This is a genomic window from Bradyrhizobium sp. AZCC 1721, assembly GCF_036924715.1.
Lineage (GTDB): Bacteria > Pseudomonadota > Alphaproteobacteria > Rhizobiales > Xanthobacteraceae > Bradyrhizobium.
The window spans coordinates 4,872,465-4,896,278 of sequence record NZ_JAZHSB010000001.1 but is presented as its reverse complement, the minus strand read 5'-3'; the positions used below and the strand labels follow the sequence as shown (position 1 = coordinate 4,896,278).

The 23,814-nt window shown below is 63.3% G+C and carries 19 protein-coding genes and 2 riboswitches; of the genes, 10 read left to right on the top strand and 9 right to left on the bottom strand.

What is annotated here, in order from left to right:
• Positions 1–78: 78 nt before the first annotated feature.
• Entirely contained in the window at positions 79–1,782 is a 1,704-nt protein-coding gene (locus V1273_RS23715) for a ShlB/FhaC/HecB family hemolysin secretion/activation protein (protein WP_334411025.1), read from the top strand.
• 2 nt (positions 1,783–1,784) lie between these two features.
• On the opposite strand, the gene V1273_RS23710 is transcribed toward V1273_RS23715, so the two are convergent.
• The gene (locus V1273_RS23710; RefSeq protein WP_334411023.1) at positions 1,785–2,180 is read right to left on the bottom strand and encodes a hypothetical protein; all 396 of its coding nucleotides are present in this window, start codon (positions 2,178–2,180) and stop codon (positions 1,785–1,787) included.
• A gap of 232 nt (positions 2,181–2,412) precedes the next feature.
• Here V1273_RS23710 and V1273_RS23705 point away from each other — a divergent pair, with 232 nt between their 5' ends.
• The 3 genes from V1273_RS23705 to V1273_RS23695 all read left to right on the top strand — a co-directional run bounded on the left by V1273_RS23705 (position 2,413) and on the right by V1273_RS23695 (position 7,563).
• Complete coding sequence (locus V1273_RS23705; protein ID WP_334411021.1) at positions 2,413–3,858, top strand: caspase family protein; 1,446 nt, start codon at positions 2,413–2,415, stop codon at positions 3,856–3,858.
• A 54-nt stretch (positions 3,859–3,912) separates the two neighbouring features.
• Complete coding sequence (locus V1273_RS23700) at positions 3,913–5,949, top strand: pyrroloquinoline quinone-dependent dehydrogenase (RefSeq protein WP_334411020.1); 2,037 nt, start codon at positions 3,913–3,915, stop codon at positions 5,947–5,949.
• A 330-nt stretch (positions 5,950–6,279) separates the two neighbouring features.
• Complete coding sequence (locus tag V1273_RS23695) at positions 6,280–7,563, top strand: IS4 family transposase (RefSeq protein ID WP_334411019.1); 1,284 nt, start codon at positions 6,280–6,282, stop codon at positions 7,561–7,563.
• A 456-nt stretch (positions 7,564–8,019) separates the two neighbouring features.
• On the opposite strand, the gene V1273_RS23690 is transcribed toward V1273_RS23695, so the two are convergent.
• Together V1273_RS23690 and V1273_RS23685 are read right to left on the bottom strand one after the other, a co-directional pair.
• Complete coding sequence (locus V1273_RS23690; RefSeq protein WP_334411018.1) at positions 8,020–9,048, bottom strand: IS110 family transposase; 1,029 nt, start codon at positions 9,046–9,048, stop codon at positions 8,020–8,022.
• A gap of 190 nt (positions 9,049–9,238) precedes the next feature.
• Positions 9,239–9,700 carry a PaaI family thioesterase gene (locus tag V1273_RS23685; RefSeq protein WP_334411016.1) on the bottom strand — a complete coding sequence of 154 codons (462 nt, stop codon included), beginning with the start codon at positions 9,698–9,700 and terminating at the stop codon, positions 9,239–9,241.
• 233 nt (positions 9,701–9,933) lie between these two features.
• On the opposite strand from V1273_RS23685, the gene V1273_RS23680 reads away from it, so the two are divergent.
• The 3 genes from V1273_RS23680 (at position 9,934) to V1273_RS23670 (ending at position 11,069) form a co-directional block, all read left to right on the top strand.
• A complete protein-coding gene (locus tag V1273_RS23680) occupies positions 9,934–10,209 on the top strand; it encodes a hypothetical protein (protein WP_334411015.1) in 276 nt (91 codons plus the stop codon).
• Positions 10,210–10,291: 82 nt separating this feature from the next.
• Positions 10,292–10,522 (top strand): hypothetical protein, encoded by a 231-nt coding sequence (locus V1273_RS23675; RefSeq protein WP_334363660.1) that lies wholly within the window; start codon positions 10,292–10,294, stop codon positions 10,520–10,522.
• Positions 10,523–10,733: 211 nt separating this feature from the next.
• A complete protein-coding gene (locus tag V1273_RS23670) occupies positions 10,734–11,069 on the top strand; it encodes a PilZ domain-containing protein (protein ID WP_334411014.1) in 336 nt (111 codons plus the stop codon).
• A 12-nt stretch (positions 11,070–11,081) separates the two neighbouring features.
• Here V1273_RS23670 and V1273_RS23665 read toward each other — a convergent pair whose 3' ends face one another.
• The 3 genes from V1273_RS23665 to V1273_RS23655 form a co-directional block, all read right to left on the bottom strand.
• Positions 11,082–11,324 (bottom strand): DUF6894 family protein, encoded by a 243-nt coding sequence (locus V1273_RS23665; RefSeq protein ID WP_334363657.1) that lies wholly within the window; start codon positions 11,322–11,324, stop codon positions 11,082–11,084.
• Positions 11,325–11,542: 218 nt separating this feature from the next.
• Entirely contained in the window at positions 11,543–11,722 is a 180-nt protein-coding gene (locus V1273_RS23660; RefSeq protein WP_213285841.1) for a hypothetical protein, read from the bottom strand.
• Between the two features lie 739 nt (positions 11,723–12,461).
• A complete protein-coding gene (locus V1273_RS23655; protein ID WP_156434032.1) occupies positions 12,462–12,641 on the bottom strand; it encodes a hypothetical protein in 180 nt (59 codons plus the stop codon).
• 1,436 nt (positions 12,642–14,077) lie between these two features.
• Here V1273_RS23655 and recA point away from each other — a divergent pair.
• A complete protein-coding gene (recA, locus tag V1273_RS23650) occupies positions 14,078–15,169 on the top strand; it encodes a recombinase RecA (RefSeq protein ID WP_334381580.1) in 1,092 nt (363 codons plus the stop codon).
• 239 nt (positions 15,170–15,408) lie between these two features.
• On the opposite strand, the gene gcvP is transcribed toward recA, so the two are convergent.
• The 3 genes from gcvP to gcvT are packed head-to-tail and all read right to left on the bottom strand — an operon-like array spanning position 15,409 to position 19,847.
• Entirely contained in the window at positions 15,409–18,297 is a 2,889-nt protein-coding gene (gcvP, locus tag V1273_RS23645) for an aminomethyl-transferring glycine dehydrogenase (protein ID WP_334411013.1), read from the bottom strand.
• Between the two features lie 11 nt (positions 18,298–18,308).
• Positions 18,309–18,674 (bottom strand): glycine cleavage system protein GcvH, encoded by a 366-nt coding sequence (gene gcvH / locus V1273_RS23640; protein WP_334381582.1) that lies wholly within the window; start codon positions 18,672–18,674, stop codon positions 18,309–18,311.
• A gap of 27 nt (positions 18,675–18,701) precedes the next feature.
• Complete coding sequence (gcvT, locus tag V1273_RS23635) at positions 18,702–19,847, bottom strand: glycine cleavage system aminomethyltransferase GcvT (protein WP_334412255.1); 1,146 nt, start codon at positions 19,845–19,847, stop codon at positions 18,702–18,704.
• Between the two features lie 55 nt (positions 19,848–19,902).
• A riboswitch (glycine riboswitch) is annotated at positions 19,903–19,981 on the bottom strand.
• Positions 19,982–19,984: 3 nt separating this feature from the next.
• Positions 19,985–20,075, bottom strand: a riboswitch (glycine riboswitch).
• A gap of 214 nt (positions 20,076–20,289) precedes the next feature.
• Here gcvT and alaS point away from each other — a divergent pair.
• Together alaS and darT are read left to right on the top strand one after the other, a co-directional pair.
• Positions 20,290–22,962: an alanine--tRNA ligase gene (gene alaS / locus V1273_RS23630; protein WP_334411012.1), complete on the top strand. Its 2,673-nt coding sequence runs from the start codon at positions 20,290–20,292 to the stop codon at positions 22,960–22,962.
• A gap of 216 nt (positions 22,963–23,178) precedes the next feature.
• Positions 23,179–23,814: a type II toxin-antitoxin system toxin DNA ADP-ribosyl transferase DarT gene (darT, locus tag V1273_RS23625; RefSeq protein WP_334411011.1), complete on the top strand. Its 636-nt coding sequence runs from the start codon at positions 23,179–23,181 to the stop codon at positions 23,812–23,814.

Sequence of the window (23,814 nt, the reverse complement as noted above, 5' to 3'; positions counted from 1 at the left end):
AGAGAATTCACCCACGATCCCGGTTCCTTATCAGTACAATTACGGAAACTGGCCTGTTCAGCTTTATCCCGCGCGGTGATGATTGGCCTCGGGCTGTGGACTTCGCTCGCCTGTTTGCCGGCGCAAGCGCAGCAAGCGCATCAGCCCGGTTACGATCCGCGGCAGACTGAAAAGCGTTTCGAGGACCAGCAATCGAGCCAGGGCGCGAACGGGCGACCTCGATTGCCGTCGCCGCCATTCGCCGGGACGGAGGGGCAGGGAGACACCAAGCCGCTGTTCGTGCTTCGGCACGTCTCGATCAGCGGCGCCGTCGCGATACCGCAGAACCGGCTGGTGACGACGTATCAACCTTACATTGGGAAAAAGGTGTCGCAGGCCGATTTGGCGGCGATGGCGAGCGCGGTCAGCGAAATCTATCGCGCCGCCGGCTTTCACCTCAGCCGGGCGATCATCCCGCCGCAGGATGTCCAGAGCGGCGAGCTTCGCATTCAGGTCGTCGAAGGCAGCATCGCGGAGCTGACGCTGAAGGGGGACGGCGCCGACGAATTCGGCGTCCGGCCTATGCTCGATGCCGTATTGGCCGAGCGGCCCTCGCGGCTTGCAACGCTCGAACGGCAATTGTTGCTGATCAATGGCCGCCCAGGCGTGCGCATCATTGACACGGCAATCGATGAGATCGGCACGACAAGCGGCCATTTCCGCCTGATCCTGTCCGTGAAAACCTGGCACGTCTTCACCTCGTTCGGTATCGACAATCTCGGATCGTCGTCGGTGGGGCCATGGCAAAGCTATGGGACAGCCGCGTTCAATTCCTATCTGGCGCCCGGCGATTCGCTGGTGTTCAACCTTTCGACCACGCCGGGCGATCCCAGGCAGCTCGCATTCGGCCGTCTGTCCTACGAAGTGCCCGTCGGCACTGACGGTGCGCGTATCGGTACATCCGGCTATTACAGCGAAGTCTGGCCCGGTGATTACCGCCGTCTCTACAGCGACAACATCAAGACCTATTCGTTCGAAATTCGCGGCAGCATCGCTCCGTTGCAGTCGCAGAAGTCCAGCCTGACGCTGACCGCGGCTGCCGGATTCACCAATGCCACTGAAAACGATGTGTTCGGCCCGATCTATGCCGACCGCATCCGCACCGCGAGCCTCACGTCGGATTACCGCCTGCAGGACCATTTCGGCGGCACCAATTATCTGACGGTGAACTATCGCCAGGGCCTCGACATTCTCGGCGCCTCGCACCGCGACGACGACTACCTGTCGCGCGTCGGCGCGTCCGGCACATTCTCGGCGCTGAATTTCTGGTTCACGCGCTATCAGACGCTGACGGGTGCATGGTCGGTGAAGCTCGCTGCCGCCGGCCAGGCGGCGTCCGGCCCGCTCTTCACTTCGCAGCAATTCTATCTCGGCGGCATTGCGTTCGGCCGCGGCTATGGCAGCGCCGAGATCAGCGGCGACAACGGTTTCGCGGGCTCGCTCGAACTGCGCTTCGACCAGAAGACGAACCTGCAATATCTGAGCGGCTACCAGCTCTACGGCTTCGTCGACAGCGGTGTCGCCTGGAATGACGGCTACCAGCTCAGCGACGGCCTTTCGCTGACCTCCGCCGGTGGCGGCGTTCGCTTCTTCCTCGCCGAAGGCCTGCAGGCCGATATCGGCGCCGCCGCGCCGCTCAGCTATCGCGCGCCTGATAATCCCACCCGCGGCGCGCGCGTGCTGTTCTCGCTGACCAGCGCGCTGAAGCTCTGCCCGGTCCGGGCGACGACCCGGTGTCTGTAGCGCTACACCGGCTCGTAGCTCTCGGTCGCACAGGTATCCTCGGCTTCGACCTTTTGGCGATCGGCGATCGCGCCGTCGGAAATTTCGATCCGATAGGTCTGCGTGCCCAGCGGCTTGCCGGTCACCGAAATCACTTCGGCCTTGACGCAGGCGGTCCAGCCCGGGCCGCGGAGGTTGGGGCGTGGCTCGGAGACGCGGACCTGGGTCGGTTGCGACGCCGCCACGAACACCGAATCCAGCTTCTGCCGCAGCAGCAGCTTGACGTCGGGCGGTGTCCCCAGCGCTGGCGGGTCCGGCGCCTTGCCGCGCATGAAGTCGGGCACGGGCGCGCGGACGTCGGCAAAACCGCAACCCGCAAGCGTCAGCGCTGCGCCCGCTACCAGCGCTATGTGAACCACGATCCGCCGCATCGGAGGTTGTTTTACCCCGGCGGCGCCATTTCGGACAGGGGATTGCCGTGCACATAACGATCTCGCGACTGTGATTTGGATCACTGCGCGGGATTCCGGGCCTGCGACAACGTCGCCGTCGAATGGGGCCGCCATCACGTCTCACAGGGCGCGGCCGGCTTGAACCTTTGGCTTCGAGGCCGTGACCAATCCGAAGCCTGCATTGTCGGGAGGTGGCATCATGTTCCGTCACGCGCTGCTCAAGCTGATGATTCCTGCGGCGGTTCTGCTTGGCGCCCATTCGGCCTCCGCCGAAAGTCGCCTCGCACTGGTGATCGGCCAATCCGCCTATCGCTCGGTGCCCGCGCTGCCCAATCCGGCCAATGACGCCAAGGCGGTCACGCAATTGCTGACCGATTCCGGCTTTGAGGTTTCGACCGCGGCCGATCTTTCGCAGAATCAAATGCGGGAGGTGGTCAGCGAATTCGCCGGCAAGGTGGCCGCGAAAGGCGCCGATACGGTCGCCCTGGTGTTTTACGCCGGCCATGGGCTGCAGATCGACGGCGAGAATTTTCTGGTCCCGGTCGATATCGATCCGAAGCGGGAAGCCGACATTCCGATCCAGGCGGTGCGCCTCAACGACATCCTGAACACGCTGACATCGGTGCCGAGCAGGATGCGCATCCTGATGCTCGATGCCTGCCGCAACAATCCGTTCCCCGATCTCAAGACCGCCGGCAGCGGCCTTGCGCTGGTCGATGCCAAGGTTGGTGCGCCCGGCACGTTCCTGTCGTTCTCGACCTCGCCCGGCGCGGTCGCGGAAGACGGCTCGGGCTCCAACAGCCCGTATACGACCGCGCTGCTGGTGGCGGGCAAGGAGCAGGGGATTCCGATCGAGGAGACCTTCAAGCGGGTGCGGCTTGCGGTGAACAAGGTCACCGATGGGCGGCAGACCCCGTGGGACAGCTCTTCGCTGACCGAGGATTTCCGCTTTTCTGGCGCGTCGGTCGCAGGATCCAAACCTGCCGCAGCTCCGAAGAAGACGGTTGCCGAGTGGACGCGCGATCTGAAGGGCAAGCCGGTCGAGGCGGCAAACGAGTTGATGGTGGCCGACGGCACCGACGAAGCCTATGAGGCCTTCGCCAGCCTCTACCCGCAAACGTCGCTCGGACGGCTGGCGCGGGACTGGCTGGTCCGGCACCGGCGCATGGTGGCGTGGAACAACGCCGTGCTGATCAACACCGCGTCCGGATATCGTTCGTTCCTGACGCGATTCCCCGACAGCGATCTGGCCGCGACCGCGCGCAAGCTGGAGGAGCGGCTGCGCAACCGGCCCGACTTCACCCCGGCCGTTGCGGCCGCCAACGCAGCCGTGCCGCAGAACATCGCGCTCGCCGCGCCGATGTGCCCCTGCAACGTCCAGCCACCGCAGCAGCCGATCAAGGTCAATGCACCGGTCAAACGCATCGAGCCCGATCCGCCGAAGCGGGTCGATCGCAAGCCGCCGCGGCGTGTGCGTGAGCCGGATGACGACGTTGTGGTCGTTCGCCGTCCGCCCCCGCGCGTGGTCTACGAGCAGCCGCCACCGCCGCCGCCGGTCAGCATCGGCATCGGGATCGGTCTCGGTGGATTCGGCGGCGGACGCGGCGGCAACTATGGCGACCACGGCGGCCGGGGTAGATACTGAAGTGCCAATAGGGTAATCGATCCCGCAAGCGTGGGTTGCGCTTGCGGGGGCAGGATGCGAAATCCGGTTTGTCTGTTCGCTTTGATCGTTGCTATCTTCTGCGCGGGTAATCCGCTTCCTGCTTGCGCCTGGGAGCATTGGGGCGGCGATCGCGGCGGATCGCGGTTTTCGCCGCTCAAGCAGATCACGCCCGACAATGTCGGCAGTCTCGTTCGCGCCTGGGAGTTTCGCACCGGCGACCTCGATCGCCGGCCGGTCGAGGCGATGAAGCGGACCAAGTTTCAGGCCACGCCGCTGCTTGTCGAGGACAGCCTGATCTTCTGCTCGCCTTTCAACGAGGTCATCGCGCTCGACCCCGGCAGTGGTGCGCCGAAGTGGCGATATGATCCTGGTATCTCGACAGCTCAACGCCCGGCCAACCGCTACACTTGCCGTGGCGTTGCCTATTGGCTCGACGAGCGCGCCGCTGAGACTGCCGCCTGCCGCGCACGGATATTCATGGGCACCAACGACGTGCGCCTGATCGCGCTCGACGCCAGGACCGGCGTTCCCTGCGCCGATTTCGGCAACAATGGCGAGATCAAGTTCGCACTCGGTCCATTGGAGTGGCCCGGCGAATTCCAGATCACGTCGGCGCCCGTCATTATCAGCGACACCGTCATCGTCGGCTCCGCAATTGCAGATAATCGCCGCGTCGAAGCGCCGCCGGGCACGGTGCACGCTTTCGATGCGCGAACCGGGCAGCCGCGCTGGAGCTTCGATCCGCTGGTGCATGATGGCATCATTGCCGGCCACGCCAATGTCTGGGCGCCGATGTCGGTGGACGAGGAGCGCGGCCTGGTATTCTTGCCCACGTCCTCGCCGAGCCCGGATTTCTGGGGCGGCAAGCGGCCCGGCAACAACGACTACGCCAATTCGGTGGTGGCGCTGCGCGCGGAGACCGGCGAGCGGGTGTGGTCGTTTCAGACAGTGCATCACGACGTCTGGGATTTCGACCTGCCGGCGCAGCCGACGTTGGCGCGCATCGACACCGGTGAAGGCCTGCGCGACGTCGTGATCCAGCCCACCAAACAAGGTTTCGTGTTCGTGCTCGACCGCGATACCGGCGAGCCGGTGTGGCCGGTGGAGGAACGCGCGGTGCCGCAGGGCGGTGCCGAAGGCGAGCAGCTCTCGCCGACGCAGCCGTTTCCGACCCACGTCCCGGCGCTGCTGCCGCAACAGATCTCGGCCGACGACGTGTTCGGCCTGATTCCGTTCTGGGACAGCGGAGCCTGCCGCGCGCAGGTCGCCTCTGCCCGCAACGAAGGCCTCTACACGCCGCCGTCCACGCAGGGCACCGTGGTGTTTCCAATGACCGGCGGCGGCGTGAACTGGGGCGGCGTCGCATTCGATCCGGTCAGCCAGATCCTTTACGCCAATACGACGCGGGCGATTCACATTATCAAATTGCTTCCACGTGCCGCTATGGCCGATGGCTTCAAGCCGCCGCCCGGTCACGACTTCGGACGGCAACAGGGCACGCCGTTTGCGATGACGCGGGCGGTTGCACTGTCGCCGCTCGGGCTGTTGTGCAACAAGCCGCCCTGGGGCGAGATGGTCGCGGTCGATCTGAAGGCCGGCAAGATTCTCTGGCGATCGAGGGTAGGCACTACGGAAGATCGTGCGCCGCTCGGCATCGCTTTTCCCTTCGGCACGCCGCTCGTCAGCGGCGTCGCGATCACCGCCGGCGGCCTCGTCTTCACCGGCGCGATGGATGCTTATTTGCGCGCCTTCGACGCCCGATCGGGGCGGGAGCTGTGGCAGGGCCGGTTGCCGGTGCCGGGCGTCGCCAATCCCATGACCTACATGTGGAAGGGCGAGCAATATGTCGCGATCGGCGCCGGCGGTCATTCCGAGTCCGGCACCACGATCGGCGACAGCGTGGTGGCGTTCCGCCTGGCGCGGCCGGGCGAGGCGTCCTCGCTGTGGTCGCGCACCATCGACCGGCCCGGTGGGCGATTTATGAGCGGGGCGATTGCGGTCGGGTTGGCGATCGTGGTGATGGCGATCGTGCTTTGGCGCTGGCGGCGGAGCAGGGTGGTCAAGGTGTAGATTTCCGCAACAACTCCATCTGCGAACGCAGGGACCCATACTCCGCGGCAGTTCTTGTTAGAAACGACAAGCTAACTACGACCTCACAAAACAACTTCGGCCGGTGGCTATGGGTCCCTGCGTTCGCACTAGGGCATGCACACATCTAGTTCAGGTGCGGCGGATTGACTCAGGCCTGCTGCAAGGATTCCAGAATCGGGAAGTCGTGTGATTCCTATTTCGGCACTTCGGCTTTGGCAGAGGTGTCGGCATGTTGTCACAGATTAATTGGACGCTGGGTCGGTTCGGGGATCTCCGCCTTGATAAAGGGGGGCGGCGCTGCTCGAATGCATGGTCGCGGGCAAAGATGTGTGTTTGCGGCGACTTTCGAAGGGCGATCGGGCGCTCGAGGTGCGGTTCAACCGCTTCCTGCGCAATCCCAAGGTGACAACGGAGCAGATCATCGAAAGCTGGGGTGAAAGCACAGTCGCAGCGGTCGAAGGCCGCCACGTATTGGCGATCCAGGACACCAGCGAGATCAACTTCCATCCCACGGCGCGGCGCCGCCGCGGTCTCGGAGAGACCGCCAAGGGCAACGTCCACGGCGTGCTACTCCATCCCCTGCTGGCAGTGGATGCCGACGACGGCACCTGCCTTGGCCTGTTGAGCGGCCAGGCGTGGACGCGCAAGGGCCGCCGCACCGTCTCACACGACCGGCGCGACTTGTCGGACAAGGAATCGCAGCGCTGGATCAGCACCGCCCTTGCAGCCAAGCCGTTGCTGGCCGGCGCTGCCATGGTCACCGTGATTGGCGATCGCGAGAGCGACATCTTCGCGCTTTATGCGAGCGCGGCTGAGGAACACTTCCATGTGATCGTCCGCAGCATGCATGATCGCAAGCTCGCGGACGACACCAGTTTGTACGCAGCCATTGAGCGCATAGCTGTGACAGACCGGCGTGCCGTCTGGCTGCCCGCGCGAGTGCAACGGCCGGAGCGTGTCGCAAATCTCGAACTGCGCTTTGGTGTGATCGAACTGGCTCGACCGCAGACCAAGTTCCTGCGCCATCTGCCTAAGAGCTTGCCGCTATATGTGGTCGACGTCCGTGAACCCAATCCCGAAGCTGGCGTCGAGCCCCTTCATTGGCGGCTTCTCACCACCCACCCGGTAACCAGCAAAGAAGAGGCCTGGCGCATCGTCGAATGGTACAAGCGGCGCTGGCTGATCGAACAGTTCTTCCGCGTCCTCAAGACGCAAGGCTTCAAACTCGAAGACAGTCAGATCGGCTCAGCCGAGCGTCTCCTCAAGCTGGTCGCCATCGCCGCCAAGGCGGCGGTCATCACCGTCCAACTCTTGCACGCGCGCGATGGCCGCGGCAAGCAACCCGCCAGCCTCGCCTTCAATGCCGATGAAGTTGCGGCGCTCACTGCCCTTAACGCACAGCTTGAGGCCAAAACCATACGCCTGAGCAACCCGCATCCATCCGATAGCCTTGCCTGGGCTGCCTGGATCATCGGTCGGCTCGGCGGCTGGGACGGCTACCCGTCATCCAAACCGCCCGGTCCAATTACCTTCAAACACGGCCTGGAATACTTCCACGCCGGATGGAGCCTCAGAAATGTGTGCATGCCCTAGTGCGTTCGCAGGGACGACGTGAGGATGGATTTTGGATTCGACCGTCAAACAACTCGCTCGCAATGACGGTGGATATAATTTCGCGTTCTCGCGGCGCGTTCCGCCCGAGCTTTGCATCTTCGTTTGGCCCTCTCCAATCAGAGGGCGCAGGGAAGACCGGGTGCTTGATGGTCGGCACGGCGCAAGGGCGCCTTTGCCCACCCTTCTGTAACGGGCCTCGATTAGTCAATCCCTTTGCGTTGTCCGCTCGCCGGGGTCTCGCTTCTGTACGGGGTCGGCGCGGGGCCGCCACCTGATGGGGTTGGAAGAGGATAGGTCGGCCAATCTACATTGGGCGTGCTCACGAGGGCGACCTGGTGGGCAACGGCCTGACCTGATCCATCGTCCCGGCGAAGGGACTTCGCTTCGAGAAGGCCTGGTGTCGTGACCCGCCCGAAAACTGTTGCGTCTCTCCTGTCAGGCTGCCGCAGCAGCGGCGTTAAAAGGGGTTCCGTCGGCGAGCATGCGATGCATGATCACCGCGAGCCGGCGCGCCAGCGCCACCTTGGCTTTGCTCATGCCGGCACGATTTTTGATCCGCATGGCCCAGCTCTTTAGTTGCGAACAGCCTTTGACCGAATTGGTCAGCATGACGTGGGCGGCCTCGTAGAGCGCCGTGCGCACCGAGGCGTCACCGAGCTTGCTGATCCGGCCGGTGTAATCGGTCTCGCCGGATTGATGCTTCTTGGGAGTTAGCCCGAAATGGGCTCCTGTCTGCTTTGACGATTTGAATCGGGTTGGATCGTCGATCGCGCTGGCATAGGTCAGCGCCACGATGGGGCCGACCGCCGGGACTGACGTCAGCAGCCGCGCCTGTTTGTCGGATCGCGCCATCCTGCGGGCCTGCTTCTCGAAAGTTGCGAACTCGGTCCGCAGCACCGCTCGAACCGCGAGCAGCGCCTTGGCGATCATCTGCAGGTGCGGGTGGCCCGCCACGAGTTCCTCGATCCGTCCCGCGAACCCCTGCCTGCTCGTTTTGCCAACCTTTAAGCCAAAACCGCGCAGGATCCCGCGCAGACTGTTCTCTACGTCGAGAAGCTTCAATTGCACCAGCTTGCGTGCCGTCAGCAACGATCGAGTCTCTTGCGCACTCATCGATTTGCAATGCACCGGCCGGAACCAGCCCAGCCGCATCAGTTGCGCGATGCCGCGGGCATCGTTGCGGTCCGACTTGACCGGCATCGCCTCGAACGCCTTCCGCACGTGCCGCGTCTCCAGCAGTTCCACGGCAAGGCCGGCTGCCTTCATTGCTGCAAACAGCCATTGCGACAAGGGTCCGGCCTCCAGGCCGATCCGTTCCAGGCCGAAGCCCAGCGAACCGAACCAGGCGATCAGGGTTTGCGGCTCGCTCGCCACTTTGGCCTCGCGCACGATCTTGCCACTAGCGTCGACAACGCACACGCTCGAGCATTCCAATGACGCGTCGATTCCTGCATAATACTCCATGATCGTCTCTCCCTGATGCTTGGAGCGAGGCTCATCCCTCTGACTCCGTAACACCATCAATGTCAGGGACGACCGCCCGCCTTCCAGGCACGCCGCGCGAAGCGCGCTACCCAACAGCGCCGTAGCAAGCGCGGCTTGCCTGGAAGGCGGACCGGGGCCCGTTACCCCATCTACAATTTCCTACAATTTTCTAAAGCAACGCGAACGCGCTCGAGACCATCGCCACCGGCTTGTTATCGGTCGCAGAAAGCAGCGTGACCCGGCCGAAGCTCATGGTGCGCCCGAGGCGGACCACGCGCGCATCGGCCAACACGTCGGAGGCAGAGACCGCGCGCATGAAATGCGTGGTCTGGTCGACCGTTGTCATCGCGCGGTAGCCGCGGTTGGCGGCGAGGTTGGCGATCACCATCGCGGTATCGGCGAATGCCATCAGCGCCTGGCCCGAGACCGTGCCGCCATTGCGGCACAGCCGCTCCGAGAACGGCAGGCGCAGGATCGCGCCCGGCTGCCAGTCGGCGGCATCGCCGGGCGGAGCAGAGTCAAAGCGCTCGATCGACAGGTTGAGATCCATCACCCATGGCGCAAAGACCTCGCCGAGCACGCGCGTTGCTTCCGCGATGCCGAATTCGCCCGCTTGTGGCTGTTGTTGCATGAACGTCCGTTTCCTCGTCCGATCTTGTTGTCGGCGCATTGTAGTGGTCATTGCGGCGAAGGGAACAGCGGCGTGGGCTGCCACAGTCCGGCGCGATCGGCAAAGCGATTGGACGCAAGCGCCTGAAACCCTGCAGGCGTCGAACCAAAGGCTTGTCCGCGCGTGCTTGGCTTGGCGGTTACGTCGGTGGTATCTTTGCCGAAACCGCTGAAAGCATCGCAAAGGAGAGCGTCATGAGAATGCTGAGCGCGGCCGTAATGGTGGTGTTGTTGATGGTGCCGGCCCACGCACAGATGACTCCCAATATCAACCTGATGCCGGAACTCCAGTCTAAATCGCCGGAGGAAAGGGAGCAGGACGCGATCAAGGAGAAGGCTTACAAGGATTCCTTGCGGAAGATTCCCGATGCCAAGACCTCTTCCGACCCCTGGGGCACGGTGCGCAGCACCGAGACGCCCAAGGCCGCGGCGCCCGCCAAGAAGAACAAGACCGGCAGCAGCAGTCAGTAGCTTCCCCGCCAAAGCGGCGGGTAGGATTCGCTCGCCGCTACCCCTATATTTGACCTGTCGTTATCGTGTCTGGAGTTACGACATGGTCTTTCGTCCGCGCGATCTCGCGAGCCGGATGGCCGGCCGGCGCAAGCTGGGCGACGGCTACCTGCGCGAGACGTTTACGCTGCCGCGTGACGAGGCGAGGGCGAGGGCGCGCGACTTCCTCAACCGCTATCCCAAGGCGGCCTATATGAGCTCGGTCGAAAGCTGGCGCGAGCTGCCCAGTGGCGACATCGAATTCACCATGCGCCGGCTTGCCAGCGCCGATTAGGTGACGCGGTTCCACTGGCGCCGGAATTTAACATCGACCCTCCGATTTTTGCCGGATTCCGATAACCCGGTATTGAGGTATTCCGCCTAGTAGTTCCCGGACAGAAGCGGGCCAGAATGGCGGACGGCCGTTGCTACCGTCATTCCGGAGCGTGCGGAACACCAGCCCGGAATGATGCAGACTGCGACAGGACGACCCGACAGGAGAAATTATGGCGAGAGACCGCAAAGACCTTGGTGCCCGCAAGTTCGTTCGGGTCGACTTGCGCAAGCCGGGATTCCTGATTCCGGCGCCGGATGCGCCATGGATCGAGTGCTACATCCTCGACATTTCCGAGAACGGCGCCTGCCTGGATGTGGGCGACCTCGCGGTTCCCAAGGTGTTCGGCCTTTCTCTAACGTCGGGCGGCGAGGTGCGCAGGGTATGCACGCTGATCTGGCGCAGGGGCGAATTGGTCGGCGTCCGCTTCGTCTCCGCCCGGGAGCTGCGCAACGGCGTGGCGCTGCCAGGTGAACCCGATGCCGCTTCCCGGAAGGCCCACGCCTAATTTGCCGTTCGTTTAGTCAGGATCCTGCAGCGTCTCGGCCACCAGGCGAATCCGGAATACCGGCTTTTTGGATTCATCCAGCAATTCCATCTGCCACGCGGTGTTCTCGGGCAGCTTGCGGGAAACGTCCGCGATCATGTCGCCGCAGACCCCGGTCATTTCCTTCCACGCGGCGTTGTGATCGGCAAATTCCGCACCGTCATTGCAGACGCATGCATCCTCGCCATGTCGAACGCTGAAGAAAAAGATCGGCATGGCAAGCTGACCAAATGTAAAATGGGGCCGCCGTTGGCCCTGAGATCCCCATCCGGCGGGGAGTGGATTCCTCGCATATCGAAAGATCAACTCCGGGTTTTTACGGGTCCAGGCGCGTTGCCGGGCATATAAACCGGGTTATCGCTTAGGTCTAATCTGATGCAGTTGCAGGGAAACTTCCCCGGCTGGAAGGCCTGCGGAAGCGGCAGCCGAGCGGGTTACTCCCGTTCGGCTTTTTTCAGCTCCCGATCGATCCGAAGCTGGACCCGCCGGATGGCAAGCAGATTGAGTCTGGCTTCGGTCTTGCCCGTGACGACCCTGTCGCCGATACGGAATTGCCATTTCCAGATGCCCGGAGCGACCGCCGTCACGGTGTATTCGACGCCCTTGTGGATCATAGAGAAATCCCGCTGCGGCTCCCGACCGCTTCAAACCGGACCTCTGACTTAAAATTGTAATTGTTCCTGCCGCAGGCAATGCCTTTGCCGCGACGCGCACGGCCGATATCCGCTACCGGGGGCTTCAACCCCATCGGTGTGACCGAATTCCCTAGCCCAGCCTAATTTCCGCGGCGCGCAAAAAGCACTGCGCCGCGCAAGCGGAGTATGGTCGCTTGGCGGCGCAGGCCTATTCCCCGAGTGATGCAATGTCCCAGGCAAGAATTTTGTCGGGGACGTTAGGAAAAAGGTTCAACGCGCCCGACGGCAAATTTGCCGGGCGATTTGCGCGCATAGGGCGCGGCCGCCCGGCGGGCGGGCTCCCTATTCCTGCCGCGATGGATAGGGCTGTCGCGGCGGAATATGGGTTCTCGACGGCGCGTCCGGCCGGACCGGCTGCGGCACCCTTGAGGGCTCCGGCGTGCGGCTGAGGTTCAACAGCCACGTGAGGAGATGAGCGCCATGGTGTTGAAGCGTCGGCAGGATGGGTTCGTGGGCAAGGACGGTCACAGGGGCGGTCATTCGTATCTGCATGCCGCTGGCATAGCGTCCAGCGCCTTGAAGGACGGTTCAGATGGAGCCGCAAGCACGCTTAAAATTGTAGGCGACGTCACCGCAAATTGTAGGCGACGTCACCGCGTCCCGATTTGCAAGGTCGGATAACGATGAGGCCGCCGGTTCGGCGGCCTCATCGCGAGAGCTAGCCTTCCGGCTGCTCTACATCAGGCGCCCGGGGGCTGGCGTCCGGCGCCTCTTCACTTCTGGCCCGAAGGTCGGCGGCCTTATCGAGAAAGCCTGCGGCGATCTCCGGATCCGTGGTGGCCATTGCAAATTTGAGAAAGGTTGCCGCTTGTTCCGTGAGGTATTTCTTGCCCGGCACAATACTGGTTCCCCGTTACTACCCGTCACTACCTGCCGCACCCGCTGCAATTACGCACTGCGGCGAAATCCGTTCCGGGGAAAAGTGCAAAACTATACTTAAGTCGGATGGGCTCACCCGGATCGTGTGTTCGGACTGGGTTGGGCTGGGCGCCGAGGGCGGCAACCTCACGAGGCAGTGGGCGCGGTGTCCTCGCCCAAAAGCTTCCCGGTTTCCTTATGGATGAAGTGAAGCCGGGTGCAGGCGAGGCAAACGACGGACACATACGAATTGGGCTCGTCCTCCGGCGCGGTCGCCGGAAGCCAATGCTGCACCTTCGTGCTCAGCCGTGGGCATGTGAAAAGAATGTGTCGGCCCGTCATTGGCGAGAGATAGGCAGAGGCTGGGCGCCGGGTCACCTCCGTATGTTTGCGTAGTTGGGGGGACCGTCCGGGCAGCGAAAGGCGAGGCGCGGGGAGCAGCTATCTTCGTCAGGGCGCACCGGGAGCTGGGTCGGATATTCCTGAGTTTCGGAATCGGAAACACCGTGGTGTTACGGACTCCAAAAGTGCGTGTGGAAAATTCTATGCTTGATGTCGCCGGGGCTGCTTTTCATCCCGAACCAATTTGTACCGGCTGGGGGCCGCCGAAAGGCGGCCCTTTCAATTTGCGCGAGGCCGAGGGACTTGGGCCTGCAGAACAGAGGTGGCCTCAATCTTCAGTCCGCCATCCTCCGAGGAGGAACACCTTGCGCGGTCTCCGGTTCGGCCCGGCCTGCGATTGAACGTCAGTGAGATCAACCGCCCTTCGCTTCATTAGAAGGCTTGTGACGATCCCAAGCACGACGAAGGGTCCGAGGTAGATGGCAAGTGTGGTGAGTGGGCTCATGAGGCGCTCGCGCTGGAGATGTTACGGCAAACGAGGACACTCCCAAAATCAACTTAGGCGTGAGGGTCAAATACGGACAGGATCCTGCGGCGGTACTGGCCGAATTAGGCCACTCGCCAATTCAAATCAGGCCACCGAAAACCACCAATGTCGGAAGCCAGACAGACAGCACCGGAGATGGGGTTTAATGCGTGCCTAGGCGGCCGGGATGCCGCCCGTTCATAAAAAGGGACGACCCCAGCCAATTGCTGCTCAGGGGGACGGCTGCAATGACGGACCAATCCCATGAGGTCCCGCAGGACCTCCGTAATCTCGTCCGCCTTGTCTCGGCTTGCACATTAGGCCTCTGGGCATTTGCAGCAGGTTTGCTGATCGGGGTCTTTCTGTTTTCGTGATCAAGGGCCTGAGTACTGGCCGGAAATAGGCCAGTACCTGCGGGCGCGGTGAAAAGAACATATTGCGAACATAGAACAAAGGTGGTACAAGGGTTCCTAGACGAAATCGAATCCCAAAAGCTGCTCACCGCCGTTTGTCCCGCTCGCGAATCCCCGCCATAAGGAGCACGTATTATGTCCGCCACTGCCCTGCGTATCGTTGAAGGATCCTCCATGGATAAGACCAAGGCCCTGTCTGCCGCGCTCTCCCAGATCGAGCGCCAGTTCGGCAAGGGCTCGGTGATGAAGCTGGGCAAGAACGACCGTTCGATGGACGTCGAGACGGTGTCCTCGGGCTCGCTCGGCCTCGACATTGCGCTTGGCGTCGGCGGGTTGCCGAAGGGGCGGGTGGTCGAAATCTACGGGCCGGAATCGTCGGGCAAGACCACGCTGGCGCTGCACACGGTGGCGGAAGGACAGAAGAAGGGCGGCATCTGCGCCTTCATCGACGCCGAACACGCGCTCGATCCGGTCTATGCGCGCAAGCTCGGCGTCAACATCGACGAGCTCCTGATCTCGCAGCCCGACACCGGCGAGCAGGCGCTGGAAATCTGCGACACGCTGGTGCGCTCCGGCGCGATCGACGTGCTGGTGGTCGATTCGGTGGCGGCCCTGGTGCCGAAGGCCGAACTCGAGGGCGAGATGGGCGATGCGCTGCCGGGGTTGCAGGCGCGGCTGATGAGCCAGGCGCTGCGCAAGCTCACCGCCTCGATCAACAAGTCCAACACCATGGTGATCTTCATCAACCAGATCCGCATGAAGATCGGTGTGATGTACGGCTCGCCGGAAACAACCACCGGCGGCAACGCACTGAAATTTTACGCCTCCGTCCGTCTCGACATCCGCCGCATCGGCGCCATCAAGGAGCGCGACGAAGTCGTCGGCAACACCACCCGCGTCAAGGTGGTGAAGAACAAGCTGGCGCCGCCTTTCAAGCAGGTCGAATTCGACATCATGTATGGCGAGGGCGTCTCCAAGATGGGCGAGATCCTCGACCTTGGCGTCAAGGCCGGCATCGTCGAAAAATCCGGCGCCTGGTTCTCCTATGACAGCCAGCGGCTGGGCCAGGGTCGCGAGAACGCAAAAGCCTTCCTCAAGGCCAATCCCGACATGGTCGCCAAGATCGAGACGGCGATCCGCCAGAACTCCGGCCTGATCGCCGAGCAGATTCTGGCAGGTCCCGCCGAGCGCGACGCCGACGGCGAGGAGCCGGCGGACGACGAATAAGTTTTGAGAAACGCTTCAGGGGTTAAGGCCTGAAACGTGACGGACGGGTGCTGCGGACGTTGAGTTGCCGACGTCCTCAGTGCCCGTTTTGTTTTTTGCGTTCCCCGGATGCTGCGCAGCGCGACGCTTCTCGAGCGGCGCAGTGCGCTGCTGATCCGGGTCTATCCGTTTTGCGCGTGTGTGGGTCCCGGCTCTGCGGAGCAGCGCTAGCGCGCTGCACCGCGTCCGGGACATGAGCCTCACTCCGCCGCTTGCGCGTAATCCTCAACCGGCGGGCATGAGCACACCAGATTGCGGTCGCCATAGACGTTGTCGACGCGACCGACCGGGCTCCAATATTTGTCGGTGCGCGAGATGCCATCGGGGAAACAACCCGTGGCGCGGCTGTAGGGGCGGTTCCATGCATCATCGACAATGTCGTGCACGGTGTGCGGGGCGTGGCGCAAGGGCGAGGCTTCGACCTTCCAGCGGCCGATCTCGATCTCCGTGATCTCGCTTCGGATCGCAATCATCGCGTCGCAGAACCGGTCCAGCTCCGCCTTCGATTCCGATTCGGTCGGCTCGATCATCAGCGTGCCCGGCACCGGAAAACTCATGGTCGGCGCGTGGAAGCCGTAGTCGATCAGGCGCTTTGCTATGTCATCGACGGTGACGCCGCTCGTCGTCTTCAGCGGGCGGGGATCGACGATGCATTCATGCGCGACGCGTCCCTTGGCGTTCTTGTAGAGCACCGGGAAATGCGGGTCGAGCCGGCTGGCGATGTAGTTGGCGTTGAGGATCGCCATTTCGGTGGCGCGCGTCAGGCCTTCGCCACCCATCATCAGGATATAGATGTAGGAGATGGTCAGGATCGATGCCGAGCCGAACGGCGCCGCCGACACGGGGCCGATGGGATGCGGCACCGCGCCATCGGTTGCGGGGTGGCAATTTGAAGGATGACTTGGCAGATAGGGCGCAAGATGAGCCTTGACGCCGATCGGGCCCATGCCCGGCCCGCCGCCGCCATGGGGAATGCAGAAGGTCTTGTGCAGATTGAGATGCGAGACGTCGGCGCCGTAATCGCCGGGGCGGGAGAGACCGACCTGCGCGTTCATGTTGGCGCCGTCGAGATAGACCTGGCCGCCATGGCTGTGCACGATGTCGCAGATCTCGGTGATGTGCTCCTCGAACACGCCATGCGTCGAGGGATAGGTGATCATCACGGCGGCAAGATTCTTGGAATGCTTCTCCGCCTTGGCGCGGAGGTCCTCGACATCGACATCGCCGCGCGCGTCGCAGGCCGTCACCACCACTTCCATGCCGGCCATGTGGGCAGACGCCGGATTGGTGCCGTGCGCGGAAGAGGGGATCAGGCAGACCTTGCGGTGCGGCTCGCCGCGCGCGGCATGATAGGCGCGGATCGCGAGCAGCCCGGCATATTCGCCCTGCGCGCCGGAATTTGGCTGCAGCGAGATCGCGTCATAGCCGGTGATGTCGCACAGCCATTTTTCCAGCCGCGCAAACAGCGCGTGATAGCCGGCCGCCTGTTCGCGCGGGGCGAACGGATGGAGCGAGCCGAACTCGGGCCAGGTCAGCGGGATCATTTCCGTGGTCGCGTTCAGCTTCATGGTGCAGGAGCCGAGCGGGATCATGGCGCGGTCGAGCGCGAGGTCGCGATCTGAGAGCTTGCGCATGTAGCGCAGCAGCTCCGTCTCGGAGCGGTGGGTGTGGAACACGGGATGGACAAGGAAGGCGCTGTCGCGCTTCAATTCGGCGGGCAGCGTTTCGCGCGCGCCCAACTCGACATCCGCATAGGACAGCTTGCCGCCGAAGGCGCGCCACACCGCTTCCACAGTGGCAGGCGTGGTCGTTTCGTCCAAGGCGATGCCGAGCGTGCCATCACCGATGCGAAGGTTGATCTTCTCGGCGAGCGCGCGCGCAACGATTTCACTCTGCTTCGCGCCCGCGGCGACGGTGATCGTATCGAAGAACGCCGGCGACGCCGGCGCATAGCCGAGTTTTGTCAGCCCCGCTGCCAGCGCCGCCGCGCGGCGGTGCACGGTGCGCGCGATATGCGTCAGCCCTTCGGGACCGTGATAGACCGCGTACATCGAAGCGATCACCGCCAGCAGCACCTGCGCGGTGCAGATGTTGGAGGTGGCCTTTTCGCGGCGGATATGCTGCTCGCGGGTCTGCAGCGCCAGTCGATAGGCGGGCTGCCCCCGCGAATCCACCGACAGCCCGACGATGCGGCCGGGCAGCGAACGTTTTAGCGCGTCGCGCACCGCCATGTAGGCCGCGTGCGGGCCGCCATAGCCCATCGGCACGCCGAACCGCTGCGCCGATCCAATCGCGATGTCAGCGCCAAGCTCGCCGGGCGAGGCGATCAGCGTCAGCGCCAGAAGATCGGCCGCGACGACGGCGAGCGCGCCCTTCGCACGCAACGCCGAGATCGCCGGCCGGAGGTCGCGCACCGCGCCCGTCGTTCCCGGATATTGCAGTAGGCCACCGAACACATTGGCGCCTTCGAGATCGGCTAGCGGATCGCCGACGATCAGATTCCAGCCCAGCGGCTCGGCACGGGTACGCAGCACCGCGAGCGTCTGCGGATGCACTTCCGCATCGACGAAGAACGATTTTGTCTTCACTTGCGAGGCGCGCTCGGCCAGCGCCATCGCCTCCGCCGCGGCAGTACCTTCATCGAGCAGCGAGGCATTGGCCACATCGAGGCCGGTGAGGTCGCAGATCATGGTCTGGAAGTTGAACAGCGCTTCCAGCCGCCCCTGGCTGATTTCCGGTTGATACGGCGTATAGGCCGTGTACCAGGCCGGGTTCTCCAAAACATTGCGCTGGATCACCGTGGGCAGAATGGTGCCGGAATAGCCTTGGCCGATCAGCGAGGTGAACACCTGGTTCTGCGCGGCGAGCTCGCGCATATGCGAAAGCGCCTCAGTCTCGCTCAACGCGGGGCCGAGATCGAGCGGCTTCTTCTGCCGGATCGAGGAGGGCAGCGTCTGGCCCATCAGCTCGGCGAGGCTCTTCGCGCCGACGCTCTCCAGCATTGCACTGATGTCGCGGGGCGAGGGGCCGATATGCCGGCGCACGAAATCAGTGGCGGCTGTGGCGGTGGTCTTGAGCGGCGCGTTCATGACGTCCTTCCTTAGGCCGTGTGTGCCTCGTAGGCGGCCTCATCCATCAGGCCGCCGAGTTCGCTCTTGTCTGCGATCTTCAGCTTGAAGAACCAGGCCTTGCCGCCGGCGTCGGAATTCACCAGCGCGGGTTCGGCGGCGAGCGCCTCGTTGACCTCGATCACTTCGCCCGAGATCGGCGCGTAGACATCGGAAGCGGCTTTCACCGACTCCACGACGGCGGCGGCTTCGGCCTTCTTCAGGGCGCGGCCGACTTTCGGCAATTCGACGAACACGACGTCGCCGAGCTGCGATTGCGCATAATCGGTGACGCCGATGGTGGCGACATCGCCCTCGATGCGGAGCCATTCGTGGTCGGATGTGAACAGCGTCGTCATGAAAACTTCCCTTTGGCGTTTGCAGGTTCAGCGTTTGTAGGTGTTGGGAACGAATGGCATGGCTGCGACCTGCAGCGGCAGGCGCTGGCCGCGCACTTCGGCGAAAACTAACGTCCCGTTGGCGGAGAGCGATGTCGGCAGATAGCCCATCGCAACCGGCGCATTGAGGCTCGGGCCGAAGCCGCCCGAGGTGACCTTGCCGACTTGCTCGATGGAAGCGCTATCTGCGAAAAGCAGCGCGCCTTCGCGCACCGGCGCGCGGCCCTCGGGGCGCAAGCCAACGCGGCGACGCGATGCGCCTTTTTCAAACTGTGAGAGGATTTTTTCTGCGCCCGGAAAGCCGCCGGCGCGGGCGCCGCCGCTGTGACGGCTTTTCTGCACCGACCATTCCAGCGCGCCTTCGACCGGCGTCGTCGTGGTGTCGAGGTCGTGGCCGTAGAGGCAAAGCCCGGCTTCCAGCCGCAGGCTGTCGCGCGCGCCCAATCCGATCGGCAGCACGTCCGGATTGTCCAGGAGTAGCGTCACCAGCGCCTCGGCCTGTTCGGCCGGCACCGAAATCTCAAAACCGTCCTCGCCGGTATAGCCGGAGCGGGAGACGAAGCAGTCGAAGCCCGCCACCTTGCGCGGCCCGGTATCCATGAACCGCATTGCAGTCACGTCTGCACAAAGTTTCGCCAGCGCTGATTCCGCCTTCGGTCCCTGCAGCGCGATCAGCGCGCGGTCCGGCAGCGAATCGATGATGCAGGTATCCGAGAGATGCGCGCGCAGATGCGCTTCGTCCTCGGCCTTGCAGGCGGCGTTGACGACCAGAAACAGGTGGTCGCCGAAATTCGCCACCATCAGGTCGTCGAGAATGCCGCCATCGCTATTGGTGAACTGGGCATAGCGTTGCCGTCGCGGCGCAACCGCCAAGATGTCCTGCGGCACCAGCCGCTCCAGCGCCAGCGCCGCGTCCTCCACCTTGCCGGATTTCGCCCGCAGCGCGAGCTGGCCCATATGCGAGACGTCGAACAGGCCGGCGGCGCTTCGCGTATGCAGATGTTCCTTCAGGACCCCGGCCGGGAATTGCACCGGCATCTCATAGCCCGCGAACGGAACCATCTTGCCGCCGCGCGCCACATGGAGCCCGTGCAACGGTGTGCGTTTGAGGGGGGATTTGTCGCTTGCCAGCATCGTCAAGGCCCTCATGGGTTCCGGAGACCAGCCTCCAAAAACCCAAAGAAAGCCCCATCTGTCGCTGTGCCTGAGAGTATTATCCCGTCGGCGGACGCCCTGGGCGCATGCCGCCCGGCGTCTCTTTCCAGATGCTATTTCGTCACGCGGTCCGTTTGCCTGAGAGTTTCCGGGGCGGTTGCTCCTTCGGCGCCGGCGCTTAAGCCGATCTCTCCCGACGTGACGTCTTACAGATAAGAGGGAAACACAGCCCTGCCAAGCCTGTCAACGCAGCCGCAGCATTATCAACGGGACTTGCGCGCCCATCTTGTGTGCTGCGGCAAGCCTATGATCCGCCTGCACAGTTTCTGGACACCGCAGGCCGCCTTGTCTAAAAGCGTTCCGCCGGAAGGTTAAAGGCTGGTTGTAGCCTGACCCGGCCCTTTTTTCCGATTGGATGAACATGAGCGGCGTCAACGAGATCAGGTCGAAATTTTTGGACTTCTTTGCGGAGAACGGCCACGAGATCGTGCCGTCGTCGCCGCTCGTGCCACGTAACGACCCGACCTTGATGTTCACCAATGCCGGCATGGTGCAGTTCAAAAACGTCTTCACCGGCGTCGAGAAGCGTGGCTACCAGCGCGCCACCACCTCGCAGAAATGCGTGCGCGCCGGCGGCAAGCACAACGACCTCGACAATGTCGGTTACACCGCGCGGCATCTCACATTCTTTGAGATGCTCGGCAATTTCTCGTTCGGCGACTATTTCAAGGAGCGTGCGATCGAGCTCGCCTGGAACCTGATCACAAAGGAGTTCGGGCTGAAGAAGGACAAGCTGCTCGTCACCGTCTACCACGACGACGAGGAGGCGGCGCGCCACTGGAAGAACATCGCCGGCTTCTCGGACGACCGCATCATCCGGATCGCGACTTCGGACAATTTCTGGGCGATGGGAGATACCGGCCCGTGCGGTCCGTGCTCCGAGATATTCATCGACCGCGGCGAACATATCTGGGGCGGGCCTCCGGGCAGCCCGGAAGAGGACGGCGATCGCTTCCTTGAATTCTGGAACCTGGTTTTCATGCAGTTCGAGCAGGTGACGAAGGACGAGCGCGTCGCGCTGCCGCGCCCCTCGATCGACACCGGCATGGGGCTGGAGCGCATGGCCTGCATCCTGCAGGGCGTCGACAGCGTCTTCGAGACCGATCTTTTCCGTCATTTGATCGATGCCGCCGCTTCGGCGCTCGGGCATGGACCGGACGAGAAGAACGTCGCGTCGTTCCGGGTCATCGCGGATCACCTGCGCTCTTCAGCCTTCCTCGTGGCCGACGGCGTGCTACCGTCGAACGAAGGCCGCGGCTATGTGCTGCGCCGGATCATGCGCCGCGCGATGCGCCACGCGCAGCTCCTCGGCGCGCGCGAGCCGCTGATGCATCGTCTGGTGTGGGCGCTGGTGCGCGAGATGGGCCAGGCCTATCCGGATCTGGTGCGCGCCGAAACGCTGATCGAGGAAACGCTGCGGCTGGAAGAGACCCGCTTCCGCAAGACGCTGGAGCGGGGCCTTGCGATCCTCGACGAGAAGAGCGCCGGCCTGACGAAGGGCGACATGTTCGACGGCGACACCGCGTTCACGCTGTACGACACCTACGGCTTCCCGCTCGACCTGACGCAGGACGCTCTGAAGTCGCGCGGCATCAGCGTCGATCAGGCGGCGTTTTCTGACGCCATGGATAGGCAGCGCGAGAAGGCGCGCGCATCGTGGGCCGGCTCGGGCGATACTGCCAGCGAGGCCATCTGGTTCCCCTTGCGCGAAAAGCTCGGCGCCACCGAATTCCTCGGCTACGACACTGAAAGCGCCGAGGGCGTGGTGACCGCGCTGGTCAAGGACGGCAAGGATGCCGACAGCCTGAAGCCGGGCGAGACCGGCGCGATCGTGCTGAACCAGACGCCGTTCTATGCGGAGTCCGGCGGCCAGGTCGGCGACATCGGCCTGCTGACAGGCGAGGGCGTCAAGTTCCACGTTACCGACACCCAGAAGAAGGCGGGCGATCTGTTCGTGCATCTGGGCACGGTGGAGCAGGGCACGCTGAAGGTAGGCACCGCGCTGCAGCTCGAGGTCGATCATGCGCGCCGGTCGTCAATCCGCGCCCATCATTCGGCGACGCACCTGCTGCACGAGGCGCTGCGCCAGGTGCTCGGCGATCACATCGCCCAGCGCGGCTCGCTGGTGGCGCCCGATCGTCTGCGCTTCGACTTCGTGCATCCAAAGCCGATCACGGCGGAAGAACTTGCCCGCGTCGAGGACATCGCCAACGAGGTTGTGCTGGAGAATGACGAGGTCACCACCCGCATCATGGCGGTGGATGACGCTCGCGAGGCCGGCGCGCGCGCCCTGTTCGGCGAGAAATACGGCGACGAGGTCCGCGTGGTGTCGATGGGCAAGCAGGCCCGCGCCCACGGCCAGAACACGCTCGGCTGGTCGGTCGAACTATGCGGCGGCACCCATGTGCGCCGTACCGGCGACATCGGCCTGATCTCGGTGACCGGCGAAAGCGCGGTGGCCTCAGGGGTACGGCGCATCGAGGCGTTGACCGGGCGTCATGCGCGCAAGCACGCCAACGATACGATGGCGATTGCGAAGACGGCGGCGTTCGAGCTGCGCACCAGTGTCGACGACATGCCCTCGCGCATCGCGGCGCTGATGGAAGAGCGCAAGAAGCTCGAGCGCGATCTGTCGGATGCGCGCAAGAAGCTCGCAATGGGCGGCGGCGCCGGCAACGGCGCGGCAGCGGGCGGCGTGCGCGAAGCCGGCGGCGTCAAGCTGCTGGCGCGCGCGGTCGAGGGCGTCGAGACCAAGGATCTGAAGAGCCTGGTCGACGACGGCAAGAAGCAGATCGGCTCCGGCGTCGTCGCGATCGTCGGCGTCACCGAGGACGGCAAAGCCGGCATCGTCGTTGGCGTCACCGCCGATCTCACCGCGCGATTCAATGCGGTCGAACTGGTGCGCAAGGGCTCGGAAGCGCTCGGCGGCAAGGGCGGCGGCGGCCGGCCCGACATGGCGCAGGCCGGCGGGCCCGATGGCGCCAAGGCTAATGCGGCGCTCTCGGCGATCGAGCAGGCGATGGCGGGAGCTTGAATTAGCTGAATCCAATGCTCAGGCCGTTTCGGCTGGGTCGGAGAGCCGGGACGGCAGCAAGGGACGCGTCCGATCGATAGGGCTATTTGCCCTATTGACCGAATCTTAACCTGTTCGTAGTTTGTTCTCAGTCCTGATGGGGGGAGCAGGTGGAAGGTCTGTGAATCCAACATAAGCGTGCTTCGCTGTGTGAGGTCGCGCGCGTATTCTTGGCAAATGTCTAAAGACCTCCTGAATCCCGAAAAGGCGCTGATCTTTCGAATTTGCCACCGCGATAACATCGGGAGCGTGATTGACAGTGGCTGTAAGTGCAAGAGCGCCGCAGGCGCTGCGAAATACGCCGAGATCGGTAATCAAGAATTGATCTCTAAACGCGCTGCGCACCCGGTGCCATGCGGGCCGGGTGGAACGCTCAGTGACTACGTGCCGTTCTATTTCACGCCATTCAGTCCAATGCTCTACAACATCAAGACTGGGTACAATGGTATCGCTAAAAAGCCGATAGAAGACATCGTCATACTCGTGTCATCGCTGCATTTGCTGAAGAAGCAGGGAGTTCCTTTCGTCTTCACAGATAGACACGCTTATCTGAAGCTGGCTCAGTTCTCAGACAATCTGGACGACTTGGATTGGATCATTTGGCCCGTTCTTCAAGTCAAAAACTTTAAGAAGTACGACGTGGAGAAATTCGAAAAGTATCAAGCGGAAGCGTTGGTGCACAAGAACGTACCGTTAAGCGCCTTGATGGGCGTGGCCTGTTACAACGATTCGGTTGGAGACGAAGTTCAAGCGCTCGCCGATTCGAAAGGTAAGAAATTGAAAGTTCTCACACGACGCACATGGTATCTCTAA

Bases quoted from the DNA above. Each gene is read 5' to 3' on its own strand.
- V1273_RS23715 (WP_334411025.1), top strand. From the start codon at position 79: ATGATTGGCCTCGGGCTGTGGACTTCGCTCGCCTGTTTGCCGGCGCAA.
- V1273_RS23705 (WP_334411021.1), top strand. From the start codon at position 2,413: ATGTTCCGTCACGCGCTGCTCAAGCTGATGATTCCTGCGGCGGTTCTG.
- V1273_RS23700 (WP_334411020.1), top strand. From the start codon at position 3,913: ATGCGAAATCCGGTTTGTCTGTTCGCTTTGATCGTTGCTATCTTCTGC.
- V1273_RS23695 (WP_334411019.1), top strand. From the start codon at position 6,280: ATGGTCGCGGGCAAAGATGTGTGTTTGCGGCGACTTTCGAAGGGCGAT.
- V1273_RS23690 (WP_334411018.1), bottom strand. From the start codon at position 9,048: ATGGAGTATTATGCAGGAATCGACGCGTCATTGGAATGCTCGAGCGTG.
- V1273_RS23685 (WP_334411016.1), bottom strand. From the start codon at position 9,700: ATGCAACAACAGCCACAAGCGGGCGAATTCGGCATCGCGGAAGCAACG.
- V1273_RS23680 (WP_334411015.1), top strand. From the start codon at position 9,934: ATGAGAATGCTGAGCGCGGCCGTAATGGTGGTGTTGTTGATGGTGCCG.
- V1273_RS23675 (WP_334363660.1), top strand. From the start codon at position 10,292: ATGGTCTTTCGTCCGCGCGATCTCGCGAGCCGGATGGCCGGCCGGCGC.
- V1273_RS23670 (WP_334411014.1), top strand. From the start codon at position 10,734: ATGGCGAGAGACCGCAAAGACCTTGGTGCCCGCAAGTTCGTTCGGGTC.
- V1273_RS23665 (WP_334363657.1), bottom strand. From the start codon at position 11,324: ATGCCGATCTTTTTCTTCAGCGTTCGACATGGCGAGGATGCATGCGTC.
- V1273_RS23660 (WP_213285841.1), bottom strand. From the start codon at position 11,722: ATGATCCACAAGGGCGTCGAATACACCGTGACGGCGGTCGCTCCGGGC.
- recA (WP_334381580.1), top strand. From the start codon at position 14,078: ATGTCCGCCACTGCCCTGCGTATCGTTGAAGGATCCTCCATGGATAAG.
- gcvP (WP_334411013.1), bottom strand. From the start codon at position 18,297: ATGAACGCGCCGCTCAAGACCACCGCCACAGCCGCCACTGATTTCGTG.
- gcvH (WP_334381582.1), bottom strand. From the start codon at position 18,674: ATGACGACGCTGTTCACATCCGACCACGAATGGCTCCGCATCGAGGGC.
- gcvT (WP_334412255.1), bottom strand. From the start codon at position 19,847: ATGCTGGCAAGCGACAAATCCCCCCTCAAACGCACACCGTTGCACGGG.
- alaS (WP_334411012.1), top strand. From the start codon at position 20,290: ATGAGCGGCGTCAACGAGATCAGGTCGAAATTTTTGGACTTCTTTGCG.
- darT (WP_334411011.1), top strand. From the start codon at position 23,179: ATGTCTAAAGACCTCCTGAATCCCGAAAAGGCGCTGATCTTTCGAATT.